Here is a 15,132-nt window from a genome sequence, read left to right as displayed (position 1 = left end):
ATTCATACTGGAGTTCTAATTCGTGTTCACTTAGCTGCCAACTGTAATGGCATTGTTAAAAGCGTTTCGGGTCTGTATCCTCTTGCTTGTCCAGATTAACCTTCTTTTTCTCGTCTTCTTCCTCATCGTCGTCATCATAATCGTCATCATCGTAGTCATCATCTTCCTGCTCAGCCGCTTCAAGAGCTGCCTGCTCCTCCGCCAGCTTCTTCTTCTCCACCTGGAGCTGCAGCTTATTATACGTTGCGAAGAAGTTGAAGAACGCGAGCATCGCAATCAGCGTAGGAATACACAGCACGTAGAGCACCGGGTACCGCAGACCGATATAGAGAAGCACACCTGCCCCGATTAATGTGGAGAACACACGGATCGGCCGGGCAATAGTGAGCAGAATGGAATTGGTCATCACTTCCTTGAAGGTCATCTGGTAATGAACCACAATGGAGAAGAAATTAAACATGGACACAAACAGAATAATCATCAGCACAAGCATCAGGATGCCGACGATTTTGAAATTGGGCATTTGTGTCATGTATACGGTCACATCAACGTACATAACGACAAATAGCAGGGTGTAGATCAGCCCTCCTATCATGCTTTTGAGATAATTCTCTTTGTACCCCTGAAAAAAAGTGCGGAATGTGCTTACATCCGTATTGCCCATTACCCATTTGCGGACTACGGTAAATAGTGCCGATGTTGCGGGAAATACCGTGAAGGGTGCGAATACGCCAAGGATCCAGTTCAGCATAATCTGCTCGTTCGCACCGCCTACCTCAGACCCCAGCATAATAATCTTCAAAATTCCCGCGAACAGGAACGGAATCGAACACAGCGCCCACAAAATATTGCTGAAGGCGATGCGTGAGATCCATTCTGTGATGCGGTATAAACCGCCCATTGCTCCTTTAAACTCCAATTCCCTTCCTCCTGTCTATCTGGTGCATTATGCATATCTTAACTATACCTGTTTGGTCCGGACTTTTCCAGCGCCCAAGTTTACAGCTTCTAGGTTAGTGTCTACGCAAGCTCCGTTATCCGTCCATATATTAGGATTGTAACCACAACTACTTACCAAAGCACAAAGGAGGTTGACCTCATGTCCGCACCTGGCTGCTGCACTCCCTGGACTTCTACTGGCACGATTCTCGTTCTCTTCATTCTGCTGGTCATCATCACCCGTACCTTCATCATCTAAGTGAATTGCGACACAAAAAGAAGAAGACGGCAACCGTTAACGGCTGCTCGTCTTCTTCAGGGTGTCATGAGATAGGCTTATGCATCATAATCCTGCTTGGCAGGACGTGTGCTTGTTGCTGGACGAGAAGAAGGTCTGCCTTCGGAATTGCGGCTGCCCCCGTCACGGTTGCCCTTGTAGCCGCCGCCATAGCTGCTTCCGCCGCTGTAGCTGCTGCCGCTGCCGCCATAGCCGCTGCTGTAGCCGCCGCGGGTGCTTCCGCCGCCGCTTGCATTGTCACGGTTACCGCGGTAGCCGCCGCCGGCATTATCACGGTTCCCCTTGTATCCGCCGCCGTAGCCGGAACCTGAACGGTTGCCGCCATAGCCGCCGTTAGGCTTGCGTCCGCTGCGGATGTCGTACTTGCCGCCACGGCGTTTAGCACGGATCGGATCTTCCGGTGTCAGTTCAACCTGTGTATCCTTGTTATCGCCGGTAAGCAGCTTCATCGCAGCAGACAGCAGCTGTACGGAGTCGTACTGCTCCAGCAATTGAATGGAAATCCCTTTGTATTCGTTCAGCTCGCCGGCTTCAACCATAGCCAGCAGGCGTTCAGCCGTAATGCGCTGCTTGCCTTCAATGGCCTCAGCCATCGTAGGAAGCGGTTTGCGGGTAATACGGTGCCGTGTTACACGTTCGATCAGGTGCAGATGATCGATCTCGCGCGGAGTCACGAAGGACCATGCGGTTCCTTCCTTACCGGCGCGGCCGGTACGGCCGATACGGTGTACATAGCTCTCAGGGTCCTGCGGAAGGTCGAAGTTGATAACATGCGTCACGCCGGATACGTCCAGACCGCGTGCCGCTACGTCTGTAGCTACCAATACATCGATGCTGCCGTCACGGAATTTGCGCATTACAGCATCGCGCTGGTTCTGCGACAGGTCACCGTGCAGGCCGTCTGCGGAATATCCGCGCTTCTGCAAGCCTTCGGACAGCTCGTCTACCCGGCGCTTGGTGCGGCCGAAGACGATAGCCAGATCTGGAGATTCCATGTCAATCAGGCGGCTCAGCGCTTCGAACTTCTGGCGCTCAGGAACTTCGATATAAGCCTGATCAATCAGCGGTGCGCTGATCTGCTTAGGAATAACGGATACATGCTGCGGGTTCTTCAGGAACTGCTGGGCAAGGCGTTGAATGTTAGGAGGCATTGTAGCCGAGAAGAGCATGGTCTGACGTTCTTCAGGTACAAGCTTGAGGATGGTCTGGATATCCTCCATGAAGCCCATGTCAAGCATTTCATCAGCTTCGTCAAGTACAACGGTCTGAACATCATCCAGGCGGATGGTCTTGCGGTTGATGTGGTCCAGGAGACGTCCCGGAGTACCAATAATGATCTGAGGTTTCTTCTTAAGTCCGCGGATTTGGCGGCCGATATCCTGCCCGCCGTAGATTGCCAGTGAACGGAGTCCCTTGAAGCGGGTCAGCTTGCCGATTTCCTCAGCCACCTGAATGGCCAGCTCGCGTGTCGGTGTCATAACCAATGCAAGGATCTTATCCTCTTCCCGTGTGATCTTGGAGATGAGGGGAATCCCGAAGGCTGCAGTCTTACCTGTTCCCGTCTGTGCCTGTCCGATCAGGTCTGATCCGGTCAGCGCAAGCGGGATTGCCTGCTCCTGGATTGGTGTTGCCTCCTCAAATCCTAGCTCTGTAATTGCCTGAAGCACCTTTGGCTCCAAGCCGAATTCTGCGAATGTTTTCAAATTATTCATGCTCCTTCTATACAGTGGACATTCCACATGCTTGTCTGTATTCTTAAGTAGCGGTAAACACATTTATAGGCTGTCCAATCATGCCGTATTTCCTGCATGGTTTAGTCGCGTATGGGGACACAAAATATGCCCTATGATCAGGCCGCTACATGCACCTGACAATTGTAGCTTCGCATTCTAAGCAATGCAAAAATACCATTGTAACGTCCTACTCAAGAATATCCTATACATTATATCACAAACCTCATTGGGAATACCAGTGTATTCCTTACTTTCATTACTTACATTTAACCACAACACTTACAATACAATCAGAGGTGAATTTGCTTGGTGAAATTAAGATTATTCGGGAGCGTCCTGGCCGTGCTGTTCGGATCAGCAATGATTGCGTGCGGCTTCAACCTGTTCCTGATCCCCCACAGACTGTTAAGCGGAGGCGTATCCGGTCTGGCCATGCTGGTCGGTTACTTCACTCCCTTCAACATCAGTCTGCTGTACCTGCTCTTCAATGTGCCGCTGCTGGTTGCCGGCTGGTTCCAGCTTGGCCGCAGATTTATTATTTTCAGTATGGTCTCTGTCGGAGCCACCACCTGGCTGATGACCGTAGTCCCGGTCAAACAAGTGGCCTCAGATATGCTGCTGGCCTCCGTCTTCGGGGGCGTACTGGTCGGCGTTGGCGCGGGTGTATCCTTCCGTGTAGGCGGGTCATCCGGCGGATTCGATATTCTGGGCTCCATTATCACGCGCTACCGCGATTTCCCGGTCGGCAATGTGCTGGTCGGCCTCAACGGGCTGGTCATTCTGGCGGCGGCTTACTTTGATAAAAATTGGAACCTCGCACTGGCCTCGATGGTCTCCATTTACGTCACCGGCAAGGTTGTGGACCTGATTCATATCAGCCACATCAAGGTCACCGTCTATATCATCACCAACAAGACAGATGAACTGCTGCAGCAATTGCTGGGGCTTCAGCGCGGCGTGACCAAATTCAAGACCGAAGGCGCTTATTCTCACGTAGAACGGGACATGCTAATGACTGTAACCACACGTTACGAGCTGGCCGAGCTGAAGCGCATCATCAAGACAAGCGACCCGCAGGCTTTTGTAAATATTGTTGAAACCGTAGGGGTTATGGGCTCATTCCGCAAAAGATAAGCTGTCAGAAATGCTAAATGATCAAATTTGTGGTATATTATTAATACGCAGGACCTCAACAATTTCATGAAGATTGTGATTTACCCTCTTTTTTCCAGGCACTTCGTTTTTCCGGGTGGACCCTGAATTCTCATTCAGTTCGATTCGAAAAAGGAAAGGGTGATTTTTGTGGAAATGGAAACGGTAAAACTGTCAGCAATCGTCATGAAGTGGTATCCGGATATGATACCGTTTCTCAAGCAGGACGAACTCAATTCCGTAATCGTTCTGCGTGACGGCCTGAATATTTTGGAGCCTGCAGATGCCATGGATATCATCCACTACAGCATTTGCGAACACCAGAATTCTGCGTATCTTCATTAAGTATTGGAGCAAGCTGCTTTAAGAGCAAGTTGTAATAGCTGCCGCCTGGGAGTTGGCCTTATGTGCCGTTCCGGGGCGGCATTACTTTTTACATCTGCGGTTCAAAATCTGTACTTCCCGTTTATTAACAACAAGAGCGGAATTCACACGTCAAAAATAACGGGTATTGTTACAAGTCTGTTCTTTTTGCGTGCATCCGTTACTTTATACTTTATAGGGAATGTACATAAAGGGAGCGAATCAGAACATGAATATCACCTGGGCATTACTGATGATGGCCCTGGGAGGCGTCGGTGTTCCGAACCAGGGACATGAGGCAGATGTTGCAGCCGTCCTGCAGAACGCCGCGAATCCCCCCATCGTCGCAGAACACACCACGAATCCGGATGGAACGGCAGTAACACCGAATGGAGGAGGCGTTGCCTCTCCTGCACCTTCACCAAGTGCCGCACCGGACACGGCGCTACATACTGACCCGCAGCCGGATGCTCCCAAGGTCAAAGGCATCTACGTCACCGCCTACAGCGCAGGGGGGGCCCGGATGGAGAACCTGCTTGCCCTGCTCGACAAGACCGAGCTGAACTCTATGGTCATCGACATCAAGGATGACGCCGGATATATCACTTATAAGACGGATAACCCTGAGCTGCAGCGCATGGGCCATCCCCAGCCGTTCATTGGCGACATCAACAAGCTGATGACCCGCCTGAAGGAGCATGAGGTCTATCCGATTGCCCGCATCGTTGTCTTCAAGGATTCTGTGCTGGCCAAGAAGAACAAGGAATTGTCCTTCGTCAATGCCGACGGCTCCGTGTGGGCGAACAAGGGCGGAGACAGCTTCGTGAATCCTTATAATGAAGCGGTCTGGAAATACAATGTGGATATTGCCAAGGAGGCGGTTAAGCTCGGCTTCAAGGAGATCCAGTTCGACTACGTGCGCTTCCCCGAAGGCTTCGAGAAGCGTGCCGACAAGCTCAAATACACGAAGAGCGACAGACCGCGCGTGGAGATCATCGCCGACTTTGTCAAATATGCCCGTAAAGAGCTGGGACCGCTTGGCGTCCGGGTATCTGTTGATATCTTCGGTTATGCTGCTTCAGTGCCTGCTGCCGAAGGCATCGGCCAGGACTTCGTGAAGATCTCGAAGAACGTCGATGTCATCAGCCCTATGGTCTATCCGAGCCATTATTCCACCGGCTGGTTCGATGTGAAGGACCCGGACAAGGACCCGTATGCGACAATCAAGGGCTCAATGGTCGATACTCACAAAAAGCTTGATCCGCTCGGCAGCTACAAGCCGGTGATCCGTCCCTGGATTCAGGATTTCACCGCAAGCTGGCTGGGCAGCGGCCACTATATCAAGTATGGCAAGAAGCAAGTCGAAGATCAGATCCGGGCCTTAAAGGATCAGAATATTGACGAGTTCCTGCTCTGGAATGCCAATAACCGCTATACGTCCGATGTGAAGTACGAACAATAAACCTTACCGCACTCAGCAATCATCAGATGCATCCATCGGCAATACAACTGAGCCCGGCAGCTGCCGGGTTCTTTTGCTGGAATTCTTCAGAAGGTTCCACACATCTACCAAATTAATTATAACGGAGCAATAACACAATGAACCAGACTTCTACTATTAAACAAAAGGCCGGGCAGTTCCTGCATATCCTGCTTCCCATTCTGATTACGCAGATCGCCCTGTCCGCCATCACCTTCTTCGATACCAATATGTCCGGCAAATTCGGCACGAATGACCTCGCCGGTGTCGCGATCGGCACAAGCCTGTGGATTCCTGTCCAGACCGGTCTCAGCGGGATTCTCATGGGGATTACCCCCATTGTCTCCCATCTTATCGGCAGCAGACGGGACAACGAGGTAGCCAACCAGGTGATGCAGGGCATCTGGCTGTCGCTGATCGTCTCTGTGCTGGTGCTGGTGCTGGGGGGCTTCGCAATCTCGCCGGTTCTGAACTTCATGAGCCTGGACCCTGCGGTCCACGATATCGCGAAGCATTTCCTGGGCGCTATCTCCTTTGGCATCATCCCGCTGTTTGGTTATACCGTCGTCCGCAGCTGTATTGATGCCCTGGGGCAGACCCGTGTATCGATGTTCATCACCCTGATTGCGCTGCCGGTCAATGTGGGGCTGAACTACCTGCTAATCTTCGGGAATTTCGGCTTCCCCCGTCTGGGCGGAGTGGGTGCTGGTGTAGCTTCTGCCATCACTTACTGGGTGATCTTCCTGATTGCCCTGCTCCTGATCTATCGCACCGAGCCCTTCAAGAGCCTGAGAATCTTCCGCAGATTCTATGCAGTGTCTCTATCAAGCATTAAGGAGCTGCTGAAAATCGGGGTGCCGATCGGCTTCTCGATCTTTTTTGAGACTGCGGTATTCTCGGCTGTAACCCTGCTGATGAGCCGCTTCGATACGGTAACGATTGCTGCCCATCAGGCGGCTATTAACTTCGCCTCCACCCTGTACATGATCCCGCTGAGCATCTGCATGAGCCTGACCATTCTGGTCGGCTTCGAGAGCGGCTCGGGCCGGCTGAAGGATGCCCGCCAGTACAGCATCATGGGAATCGGGACGGCTGCATTCCTGTCCCTGCTGACAGCCCTGGTGCTGCTGTTTGCCGGTAACCACGTCGCCGGACTGTACTCGGATGAGCCGGAGGTCATCTCGCTGATCCAGCATTTCCTGATCTATGCGATCTTCTTCCAGATCTCCGATGCCATCGCTACCCCGACTCAAGGTGTGCTGCGGGGCTACAAGGATGTGAATCCGGCGTTCGTCATCTGCTTCATCGCTTATTGGGTGATCGGCCTGCCGGTAGGCTATCTGCTCGCTACTTACAGCAGTCTGGGCGCTTACGGCTATTGGATCGGACTTATTACCGGCCTGGGCATAGGTGCAATCCTGCTGTTGGCCCGGCTCGTTAGAGTCCAACGCAGATTCCGGCCGGAGCAGGCATAGAGCAGCCCCACAAACTTACAACAAAAACAGCCACAGACACCCGGGAGACCCTCCCTTTCGTCTGTGGCTGTTCTGCGGTTAACGGCTCTTCACAAGCAGCGCGACCGCTTCCTTAATCACTTGCTCGGGAGAATTCCCCTGGGCCAGCTCATCCTGAATGCAGTGCTCCAGATTATCACCGATGACTGCACCGACAGTACGGTCTACGGCAGTGCGGATGGCTGTCAGCTGAGTGACAATCTCCCGGCAATCCTTCCCTTCCTCGAGCATCCCCAGCACGCCGCGCACTTGTCCTTCTATGCGCTTCAGCCGGTTGATAATTGCTTTGTCATACTCCATCGTTCCTTCGCCCCCTTTAGATGAACAGATTCACACCTGAATCCTCGGCGGCTCCCAGATAGCTGGCAACACCGCCAAAATCTACCCCTTCAATTAATTCTTCCTGGCGGATGCCCATAATATCCATACTCATCGTGCAGGCCATCAGCTTAACCCCGGCCTTGAGTGCGCCTTGCATCAGATTCTCCAGAGATTCCACATTCTTGCGCCGCATAGTATAGCGGATCAGCTTCGCGCCAAGCCCGCCCATATTCATTCTGGACAACGGCAGCTTCCGCGTCCCCTTAGGCATCATGCTGCTGAACATCCTGTCGAGTCCGCCCTTCTTCACCCGTGGCGCCTGATCACGGCGCAGCACATTCAGCCCCCAGAAGGTGAAGAACATCGTTACCTGCTTGCCCATTGCCGCAGCGCCTGTCGCGATGATGAAGGAGGCAATAGTTTTGTCCAGATCACCGCTGAATACAATCATGGTTGTCCCTTCAAGGGGCACGGCCTGTGCAGTTTGTGCGGTCTGAAGGGCCGCACCTGCTTCCCCGGATTGTCCCTTGCGCACTCTGGCCCGCACCTTGCCGCCGGTGATGTCCACTGCTTCAAGCGTGTTATGCGTCTTGCTGCACCACTGCCTGATGTCAGCAGCAAAGCCGAAATCGGTCGCGGTAATCTCCACCTGCTGTCCCTCTTCCATCGCTTGCAGCGTCTCATACACTTTGAGTATAGGGCCCGGGCACTGTAAACCGCAAGCATCCAGCACAAGAGGCTGCCTGACAGAAGGCTGCTCCAGGTGCTGTATTGGCTGAACGGTCTGCTCTGACAGCACAGGCCGCTCTGCTGACTGCACCTGCTGCCGCTCTGACGGTTCCGGCGTCTCCTCAGCCATGGCTGCGTATGTCTTGTAGCCTCCATCCACATTGCGCACCTGGTATCCGTGTTGGCTCAACATTCTGGCAGCAATATAGCCGCGCAGCCCGACCTGGCAGGACACTGCTATCTCCCCGCCGCGCGGAATTTCAGCCAGCCGGTCTCTCAGCTCAGGCAGAGGTATATTAACCGAACCCGGAATATAGCCCGCCAGCCGCTCCGCTGCATCCCGGACATCAATGATAAGTCCTCCGCCGCCTGCAAAAGCATCCACTTCATGCCACTGCAGATTGCGGACCAGCCCCTCCATAACGTTCGAGGCCACATATCCGGCCATATTCACCGGGTCCTTGGCTGAGGAATATGGCGGGGCATACGCCAGCTCCAGGTCAGCAAGCTCTCCGGCCTTCAGCCCGCTGCGGATAGCGGTGGCAATAACATCGATTCTTTTGTCTGCACCGGAGCTGCCTACCGCCTGTGCTCCATAGATTTCACCAGTTTGCGGATTGAACAGGAGCTTCAAGGCAATTGGAGCCGCACCTGGATAATACCCGGCGTGAGAATTGGGATGGATATGCACAGCTTCATAAGGAACGCCCAGGCGCCGCAGTGTCTGCTCATTATTGCCGGTCAGGGCGGCGGTCAGATCAAAAATTTTGATAATTGCCGTTCCAAGCGCCCCGGTGTAAGAAGCTTCGCGCCCGTTAATATGGTCTGCGGCCAGACGGCCCTGCCGGTTCGCGCCCCAGGCCAAGGATACCATGGTATCGAAGCCCTGGACACGGTCCTTCACCTCAATGACATCTCCGACAGCATAGATAGCCGGATCACTGGTCTGCAGCGAGTTATTAACCTTCACTGCCCCCCGTACACCAAGCTCCAGACCGCTGCTGCGGGCGAGATCACTCTCCGGGCTGACCCCTATCGCCAGAATAATCATATCCGTTCTCAGCTCACTGCCGGAGGATAGACGAAGGAGCCGGCCCTGCTCTTCAATAGCTTCAACCCCCTCGTGGAGCCGCAGCTCCACCCCATGCAGCCGCATATGGGCTTCCAGCGGGCGGACCATCTCCACATCAAGCGGACTTAAGATCTGCCCGCCCCGGTCTATGACGGTGACGTCAAGCCCCCGCTCCCGCAGATTCTCCGCCATCTCAAGACCAATGAATCCTGCACCGATTACCGTAGCATGTGCAGGCTGACGGTTATCGACATAAGCCTTAATCCGGTCCGTATCCGGGATGTTCCGCAGCGTGAACAGATTCTCCGCCGCTGCCAGGCCCGGAATCGGTGGAACAACCGGCTTCGCTCCTGGCGAGAGGACAACGATGTCATACGGAATCCGCATAACCTCTCCGGTGGTAACATTACGGCAATGGACTTCCTTGCGTTCGCGGTCAATCGCTGTTGCTTCCGTGAGAACATTCACTTCAATATTGAAGCGCGCCCGGATACCGGCCGGTGTCTGCAGGAACAGCTTCTCTCTGGCATCAATGCTCTCACCGATGTAATAAGGCAGTCCGCAGTTGGCAAAAGAAACATGCTCGCCCCGCTCCAGAATAACAATCCGGTCCTCTTCATTTAATCTTCTTAAGCGTGCAGCCGCCGAAGCTCCTCCGGCAACGCCGCCTATAATGACTATAGTTCTGCCCATCTGTATTTTCCTCCTCGTTTTGTATACCCCTATGGGTATTATTATATACGGGCGGGGGTATATGTCAAGGCAGAAAAAAGCGGACCTCTCTTTGCGAAAAGAGCAGGTCCGCCCATAATGGTCCGAAGTGCTATAATTCCGTTAATTTTATTGGGACAGCCGGGAAGCCAGTTCGTACAGCTCCAGATTGAAATCTTTCTTCGTATTAACAACTTTATCAATGTCCGTAAGGACAAGCTCGCCTTTGATGATTCCGCAGGCCTTGTCGGATTCGCCTTCAATGAGCTTGCGTACCGCGAAGTCGGCCAGACGGCTGGCCAGGTTGCGGTCACCCGGTGTTGGCGTACCACCGCGCTGAATATGACCCAGTACGGTTACACGGGCATCCAGAGAAGCATGGCGGTCCTTAAGGGCTTGGGCAACGTCCTCACCCTTGCCTACGCCTTCAGCCACAATGACGATACTGTGACGCTTGCCGCGGGCGAAATTATCCTTCATCCGGTCAGCCACTTCATTCAGGTCATACGGCATCTCCGGCACGAGGATGGTCTCCGCTCCGGAAGCCAGGCCGGCATGAAGTGCGATGTCGCCGCAGTGGCGTCCCATGACCTCAACGATGGAGGAACGCTCATGGGAAGACATGGTATCGCGCAATTTGTTGATGGCATCGACTACCACCCCAACAGCGGTATCGAAGCCAATTGTATAATCCGTAAACGAAATATCATTATCAATTGTACCCGGCAGAGCCATAGTCTTGATGCCCAGCTTGCTGAGCTTGTTGGCCCCTTGATAAGAGCCGTCGCCGCCGATAACGACCAGGCCGTCGATGCCCAGCTCGTTAAGAATGTCGGCCCCCTTCTGCTGGCCTTCAGGCTTCAAGAACTCCAGACAGCGTGCCGATTGCAGAATCGTACCTCCGCGCTGGATGATGTCGCCGACACTGCGCAGATCCATCGGGAAAATATCACGGTTCAGCAGGCCCTGATAGCCGCGCTGGATGCCGAACACTTCAATCCCGAAGTAGATCGCGCTGCGGACTACTGCACGCACAGCGGCGTTCATGCCCTGGGAGTCGCCTCCGCTGGTTAGTACTGCAATTTTTTTGACGTTTGACATTCTGTAAGTTCCTCCTTAAAATTGCGCCGGTTCTCTCCTGGAGGGAGCATGTTCCGGCTGCATCTGAATCCAATTAATACATGTGTTTGCGTATCCACCGGCTGTTGACGAAGAAGAACAGCCGGGTCAGCGGGCTTCTTCTCATCAGCCGCCGGGACACCAGACGGACCTCCCGCTGTTCCCTGACCTTCGGATCGGATAAATAAAGTGCCAGAAGCCCTTCGATGACCATACGGTGCATAGAGGTCTCGGGAAGATCAGCGACATCCCGGCGGGCCCACTCCACGATGGAAGCTATCCGGTTCAGCATCGTCTCCGTATCGTCATAATAATTGCAGAAATTGAGATCTCCGCCTGCCCGGTCTTCGTCCTGGTCAATCAGGTAATCCAGCATAATGTGCAGTCCGCACACATGCGGGAAGTAGGCAGCACGAATGGAAGCCGCTGCAGAGAGGCTCAGCCCCGGATCGCAGGAAGCCAGAAAAAGCATGAATACGCCAAGGGTTGAACCGGTTGCGGCCGCGAACTCGTTCCACTGGAGATGAGGCGCGAGATGGCCCTCCTTCTCCCACCATTCCTTCAGAGCAGCTTCCCTCAGCTCCGGGTGGATGTGCTTGTAGACCTGGAGATCGGTGTATAATACGGCCAGATGACGAATCTCTTCAGCAGCCGCACCATATCCGGGAAGCTTGGCGGTCATCTCCTGGCAGGTCAGCACCAGTCTGTGCAGATATCCGCCGTCATTCTGCTCGGTGCGCAGCGCGTAATAATTCACCAGCTCTGCCCCGGGGGTAATTGCATCCAGCATGGACTGGTGCAGCAGCCGGAAATCGGCAGGATCAAGCGAAGTACTGCGGTCGCACAGGTTGTCCAAATAATCACTGATCGTCTGATAAGCAACAATTAGCGGAATCAGTATATGTCTCATCGACAAATTGCCGGCGGCATAGATTCCGCCGCCCTCGCAATGAAACTGCTTCGTTTCAATGCTGGCAAGCGCTTGCTTGCGGAGCTCGGGATCAGGAATCCCTGCTGCATCCTTGCGCCAGAAATCGAGACATGATCGCACTTCCGGCAGCACGTACTTGTAGACCCTGTTCATCAGTCCAATCGGACCGCGCGGACTCAGGTAACGGCCTTGCTCAAATTCATTCAATGACAGTGCCTCCACATTGTTGTCTCCTTATCCAAATCATCATTATTATAATATGCAGAGCGTATTTGTACAAACAACAAAATCACTTTCGCAAAAGCTTGAAAGATTCAGAAAAATGATATTTAACAAGGCCCATGGCCCTCTTGTTATGTGTTATACTATTAGCCATTCGGCCTGACAAAGGTTAAAATTCAACTATTGCTGTATCCGGAGGAGTGCAATTCATGAATACAGGACATCGCAGCGGCCAGTACAGCGACCAGAACTGGCTGCGGTCCTTTATGTTTACGCTGTACGGCACCAGTGTGCTGGTTGTGTCTTATTTCCCCTTATTCTATGCGCATTTAGGCTTCAGCAGTCCGCAGATGGGTCTGCTCTACTCCGTAGGCCCGCTAATCTCCATTCTCTCGAATCTCTTCTGGAGTATGATGAGTGACCGGCTCGGTACGGTACGTAAGATTATGGCTCTGCTGCTTGGCGGGCAGCTCGTAACCGCGATTATTCTGTTCCAGGCCACCAGTTTCTCCGGCGTACTGCTTATCTTATCCTGTTTCTATTTCTTCTATTACCCTGTATTTCCGCTTGCAGATACGATGGCAATCCGAATCGCCCAGCGGCACGGACGCAACTTCATCGCCATCCGTGTGTTCGGCTCTCTGGGATATTCGTTCTTCGCCCTGACCATCGGCTATGTGCTCAGAGCTCTGGGTCCTGAGTACAGCGTGGCGATCTGTATTGTAATCGTTGTAACTGCGCTGCTGATTACATTGGGACTTAAGGATGTGAAACGCAGCGAGCCCTCGGGGACTGTGACACCGGACGATGAAGCTCCAGACCCGGACCAGCCGCTTAAGGGAGCCGGACTCCGGCAGATTCTGCTGCAAAAGGAAGTGCTGTGGTTCTTCGGCTCCGTCTTCCTGCTTGCCATCGGCTACCGGATGAACGAGGCCTTCCTGACCATCAGCCTCAAGGGGATGAATGCGGGCGATGAGATTGTGGGCTGGGCGCTCCTGGCCTCTGCGCTCAGCGAAATCCCGGTCTTCTTCCTGCTCAGCAAATACGGCGACAGGTTCAAGGAGCTGCCGCTGCTCGCTTTTGCCAGCCTGATGTTCACGCTACGCTTCCTGTTGATGGCGCTGGTCCAGGAGCCGGGTATGGTTGTGGCCATACAGGCGATGCACAGCGTCTCGTTCGGCATCTATTATGTCACTGCCGTGCGCTACATCACACGGATGATCCCCGATCATCTCCGGGCAACGGGCATGGCGCTGTTCACGGTGGTCTGGTCCAGCGGAGCAGGGCTGCTCAGTGGCACCTTCGGCGGAATCGTCTACCAGGATGCCGGGCGGGTTATCTTCTATGTAGTGGCCACCGGCTTCTCCATCCTGGCCTTCGCCGGCTTCCTGCTCCGGCATCTGCTGGATACCGGCGGCGGTATATCCCGGCCGCTGCGGAACAAGTCCAAAACTTCATTGTAGTTTATGTTGCCCGGACCGGGTGAGAGCCTGGCCGGGCAAGCCCATGTGGTTGGTTTTTCGACTACATCCGCCCCTCACACCATCGCGATCCATAACAATAAAAAAACACAGCCCCCGAAGGAACTGTGCTGCTTAAGTTGCCTGATGCTACTCATGCCAGTGCGTGCTGCATCAAATATATATATTGCGGCTGACAGAAGCTCTGTCTGCGCCGAATCTTATAATTTAACTACGTTCGCTGCCTGTGGACCGCGATTGCCTTCAGTTACATCGAATTCTACCGCTTGGCCTTCATCCAATGTCTTGAAGCCTTCGCCTTGAATAGCTGAGAAGTGAACGAATACATCTTCGCCGCCTTCTACTTGAAGGAAACCATAACCTTTTTCTGCGTTAAACCATTTTACTGTACCTTTCAAATGAACAACCTCCTAAAAATACCGCCATATATGGCGAATATCTATATTATACTCTATCTATACCTGTAAAGCAATCCATCATTTCCCTGAATTCTTGATTTCATTTGCTTTTCCCTTCTCCGGTGCGTTATCATTGAGCCAAAAGCCAAAAATCGCCAGGGTGGTAATGAAAATGATCAAAAAACATGAAATATACAAAACAGACAAGTGGAACATGATGACGGTCGAGGTTCAGGGACGTTACATTATCCTCCGCGAAATATCCGATCAGTGGGGCGAAGAGACGCATACCTTCATGAGCCGTCCGGCCATGATGCAGTGGGTGAACAACCGCTTCAATAAAGAGTCCTACAAGGATAATGAGGAAGAATACCATAATATTATCGCCGCCTTCAAACAGGTGTAGGCAGATATGAATAACGAGAGTCTTGTTATCTATATCATCGCTGTTCTGTGTCTGGGCGCTGTACTGATTATGAGCAAGGACAGAATGCCCCAGCGGTTCAAACGCGGCATGGCGCTAACCGCAGTGATTATGATTGCGCTGGCTTTTGTCTTCATTATTTACAGTCTGCTGGCCTGACACCGCCGGGCAGACCGGATTTTTCATAAAGAGGAATTGGCTGGACATACTAAGCGGACCTATGAATACAGGAGGCTGCCGCCATG

The 15,132-nt window shown here is 53.1% G+C and carries 15 protein-coding genes; 8 read left to right on the top strand and 7 right to left on the bottom strand.

Features of this window, described 5'->3' with window-relative positions; translation table 11 throughout:
- Positions 1–55: 55 nt before the first annotated feature.
- Entirely contained in the window at positions 56–919 is an 864-nt protein-coding gene (locus MHI24_RS27085) for a DUF624 domain-containing protein (RefSeq protein ID WP_340022644.1), read from the bottom strand.
- A 180-nt stretch (positions 920–1,099) separates the two neighbouring features.
- Between MHI24_RS27085 and MHI24_RS27080 the strand changes: the two genes are divergently transcribed.
- Positions 1,100–1,198 (top strand): YjcZ family sporulation protein, encoded by a 99-nt coding sequence (locus tag MHI24_RS27080; protein ID WP_340022643.1) that lies wholly within the window; start codon positions 1,100–1,102, stop codon positions 1,196–1,198.
- A gap of 77 nt (positions 1,199–1,275) precedes the next feature.
- Here the strand turns inward: MHI24_RS27080 and MHI24_RS27075 are convergent, their stop codons facing one another.
- Positions 1,276–2,940 (bottom strand): DEAD/DEAH box helicase, encoded by a 1,665-nt coding sequence (locus MHI24_RS27075; RefSeq protein WP_340022642.1) that lies wholly within the window; start codon positions 2,938–2,940, stop codon positions 1,276–1,278.
- Positions 2,941–3,330: 390 nt separating this feature from the next.
- On the opposite strand from MHI24_RS27075, the gene MHI24_RS27070 reads away from it, so the two are divergent.
- From MHI24_RS27070 to MHI24_RS27055, 4 genes are all read left to right on the top strand, one after another.
- Positions 3,331–4,104 carry a YitT family protein gene (locus MHI24_RS27070; RefSeq protein WP_340026810.1) on the top strand — a complete coding sequence of 258 codons (774 nt, stop codon included), beginning with the start codon at positions 3,331–3,333 and terminating at the stop codon, positions 4,102–4,104.
- Positions 4,105–4,278: 174 nt separating this feature from the next.
- A complete protein-coding gene (locus tag MHI24_RS27065; RefSeq protein WP_238649356.1) occupies positions 4,279–4,467 on the top strand; it encodes a hypothetical protein in 189 nt (62 codons plus the stop codon).
- 247 nt (positions 4,468–4,714) lie between these two features.
- A complete protein-coding gene (locus tag MHI24_RS27060; RefSeq protein ID WP_340022641.1) occupies positions 4,715–5,947 on the top strand; it encodes a putative glycoside hydrolase in 1,233 nt (410 codons plus the stop codon).
- 137 nt (positions 5,948–6,084) lie between these two features.
- Complete coding sequence (locus MHI24_RS27055; RefSeq protein ID WP_340022640.1) at positions 6,085–7,440, top strand: MATE family efflux transporter; 1,356 nt, start codon at positions 6,085–6,087, stop codon at positions 7,438–7,440.
- A 78-nt stretch (positions 7,441–7,518) separates the two neighbouring features.
- Here MHI24_RS27055 and MHI24_RS27050 read toward each other — a convergent pair whose 3' ends face one another.
- The 4 genes from MHI24_RS27050 to MHI24_RS27035 all read right to left on the bottom strand — a co-directional run bounded on the left by MHI24_RS27050 (position 7,519) and on the right by MHI24_RS27035 (position 12,569).
- Positions 7,519–7,779, bottom strand: coding sequence for a metal-sensitive transcriptional regulator (locus tag MHI24_RS27050; protein WP_340022639.1), 261 nt, complete (start codon positions 7,777–7,779; stop codon positions 7,519–7,521).
- A gap of 16 nt (positions 7,780–7,795) precedes the next feature.
- The gene (locus MHI24_RS27045) at positions 7,796–10,294 is read right to left on the bottom strand and encodes an FAD-dependent oxidoreductase (RefSeq protein ID WP_340022638.1); all 2,499 of its coding nucleotides are present in this window, start codon (positions 10,292–10,294) and stop codon (positions 7,796–7,798) included.
- 147 nt (positions 10,295–10,441) lie between these two features.
- The gene (gene pfkA, locus MHI24_RS27040) at positions 10,442–11,413 is read right to left on the bottom strand and encodes a 6-phosphofructokinase (protein ID WP_340022637.1); all 972 of its coding nucleotides are present in this window, start codon (positions 11,411–11,413) and stop codon (positions 10,442–10,444) included.
- 73 nt (positions 11,414–11,486) lie between these two features.
- Positions 11,487–12,569, bottom strand: a complete 1,083-nt coding sequence (locus MHI24_RS27035; RefSeq protein ID WP_340022636.1) for a tetraprenyl-beta-curcumene synthase family protein — start codon at positions 12,567–12,569, stop codon at positions 11,487–11,489.
- A gap of 224 nt (positions 12,570–12,793) precedes the next feature.
- Between MHI24_RS27035 and MHI24_RS27030 the strand changes: the two genes are divergently transcribed.
- On the top strand, positions 12,794–14,047 hold the full coding sequence (locus tag MHI24_RS27030; protein WP_340022635.1) for an MFS transporter: 1,254 nt from the start codon (positions 12,794–12,796) through the stop codon (positions 14,045–14,047).
- Positions 14,048–14,265: 218 nt separating this feature from the next.
- Here MHI24_RS27030 and MHI24_RS27025 read toward each other — a convergent pair whose 3' ends face one another.
- Positions 14,266–14,463: a cold shock domain-containing protein gene (locus tag MHI24_RS27025; RefSeq protein ID WP_087914664.1), complete on the bottom strand. Its 198-nt coding sequence runs from the start codon at positions 14,461–14,463 to the stop codon at positions 14,266–14,268.
- 172 nt (positions 14,464–14,635) lie between these two features.
- On the opposite strand from MHI24_RS27025, the gene MHI24_RS27020 reads away from it, so the two are divergent.
- Both MHI24_RS27020 and MHI24_RS27015 read left to right on the top strand, forming a co-directional pair.
- The gene (locus MHI24_RS27020; RefSeq protein WP_238649347.1) at positions 14,636–14,869 is read left to right on the top strand and encodes a hypothetical protein; all 234 of its coding nucleotides are present in this window, start codon (positions 14,636–14,638) and stop codon (positions 14,867–14,869) included.
- A 6-nt stretch (positions 14,870–14,875) separates the two neighbouring features.
- On the top strand, positions 14,876–15,046 hold the full coding sequence (locus MHI24_RS27015) for a hypothetical protein (RefSeq protein WP_340022634.1): 171 nt from the start codon (positions 14,876–14,878) through the stop codon (positions 15,044–15,046).
- The last annotated feature ends 86 nt before the right edge of the window (positions 15,047–15,132 follow it).

Source organism: Paenibacillus sp. FSL K6-1096 (assembly GCF_037977055.1).
Taxonomy (GTDB): Bacteria; Bacillota; Bacilli; order Paenibacillales; family Paenibacillaceae; genus Paenibacillus_AQ.
The sequence above is the reverse complement of the archived record's forward strand: the minus strand, read 5'-3'. Positions and strand labels throughout refer to the sequence as shown.

Excerpts from the sequence above, each read along its gene's own strand:
- MHI24_RS27020 (WP_238649347.1), top strand. The coding sequence starts at position 14,636 with ATGATCAAAAAACATGAAATATACAAAACAGACAAGTGGAACATGATG.
- MHI24_RS27055 (WP_340022640.1), top strand. The coding sequence starts at position 6,085 with ATGAACCAGACTTCTACTATTAAACAAAAGGCCGGGCAGTTCCTGCAT.
- MHI24_RS27080 (WP_340022643.1), top strand. The coding sequence starts at position 1,100 with ATGTCCGCACCTGGCTGCTGCACTCCCTGGACTTCTACTGGCACGATT.
- MHI24_RS27030 (WP_340022635.1), top strand. The coding sequence starts at position 12,794 with ATGAATACAGGACATCGCAGCGGCCAGTACAGCGACCAGAACTGGCTG.
- MHI24_RS27015 (WP_340022634.1), top strand. The coding sequence starts at position 14,876 with ATGAATAACGAGAGTCTTGTTATCTATATCATCGCTGTTCTGTGTCTG.
- MHI24_RS27050 (WP_340022639.1), bottom strand. The coding sequence starts at position 7,779 with ATGGAGTATGACAAAGCAATTATCAACCGGCTGAAGCGCATAGAAGGA.
- pfkA (WP_340022637.1), bottom strand. The coding sequence starts at position 11,413 with ATGTCAAACGTCAAAAAAATTGCAGTACTAACCAGCGGAGGCGACTCC.
- MHI24_RS27070 (WP_340026810.1), top strand. The coding sequence starts at position 3,331 with ATGATTGCGTGCGGCTTCAACCTGTTCCTGATCCCCCACAGACTGTTA.
- MHI24_RS27060 (WP_340022641.1), top strand. The coding sequence starts at position 4,715 with ATGAATATCACCTGGGCATTACTGATGATGGCCCTGGGAGGCGTCGGT.
- MHI24_RS27045 (WP_340022638.1), bottom strand. The coding sequence starts at position 10,294 with ATGGGCAGAACTATAGTCATTATAGGCGGCGTTGCCGGAGGAGCTTCG.
- MHI24_RS27065 (WP_238649356.1), top strand. The coding sequence starts at position 4,279 with ATGGAAACGGTAAAACTGTCAGCAATCGTCATGAAGTGGTATCCGGAT.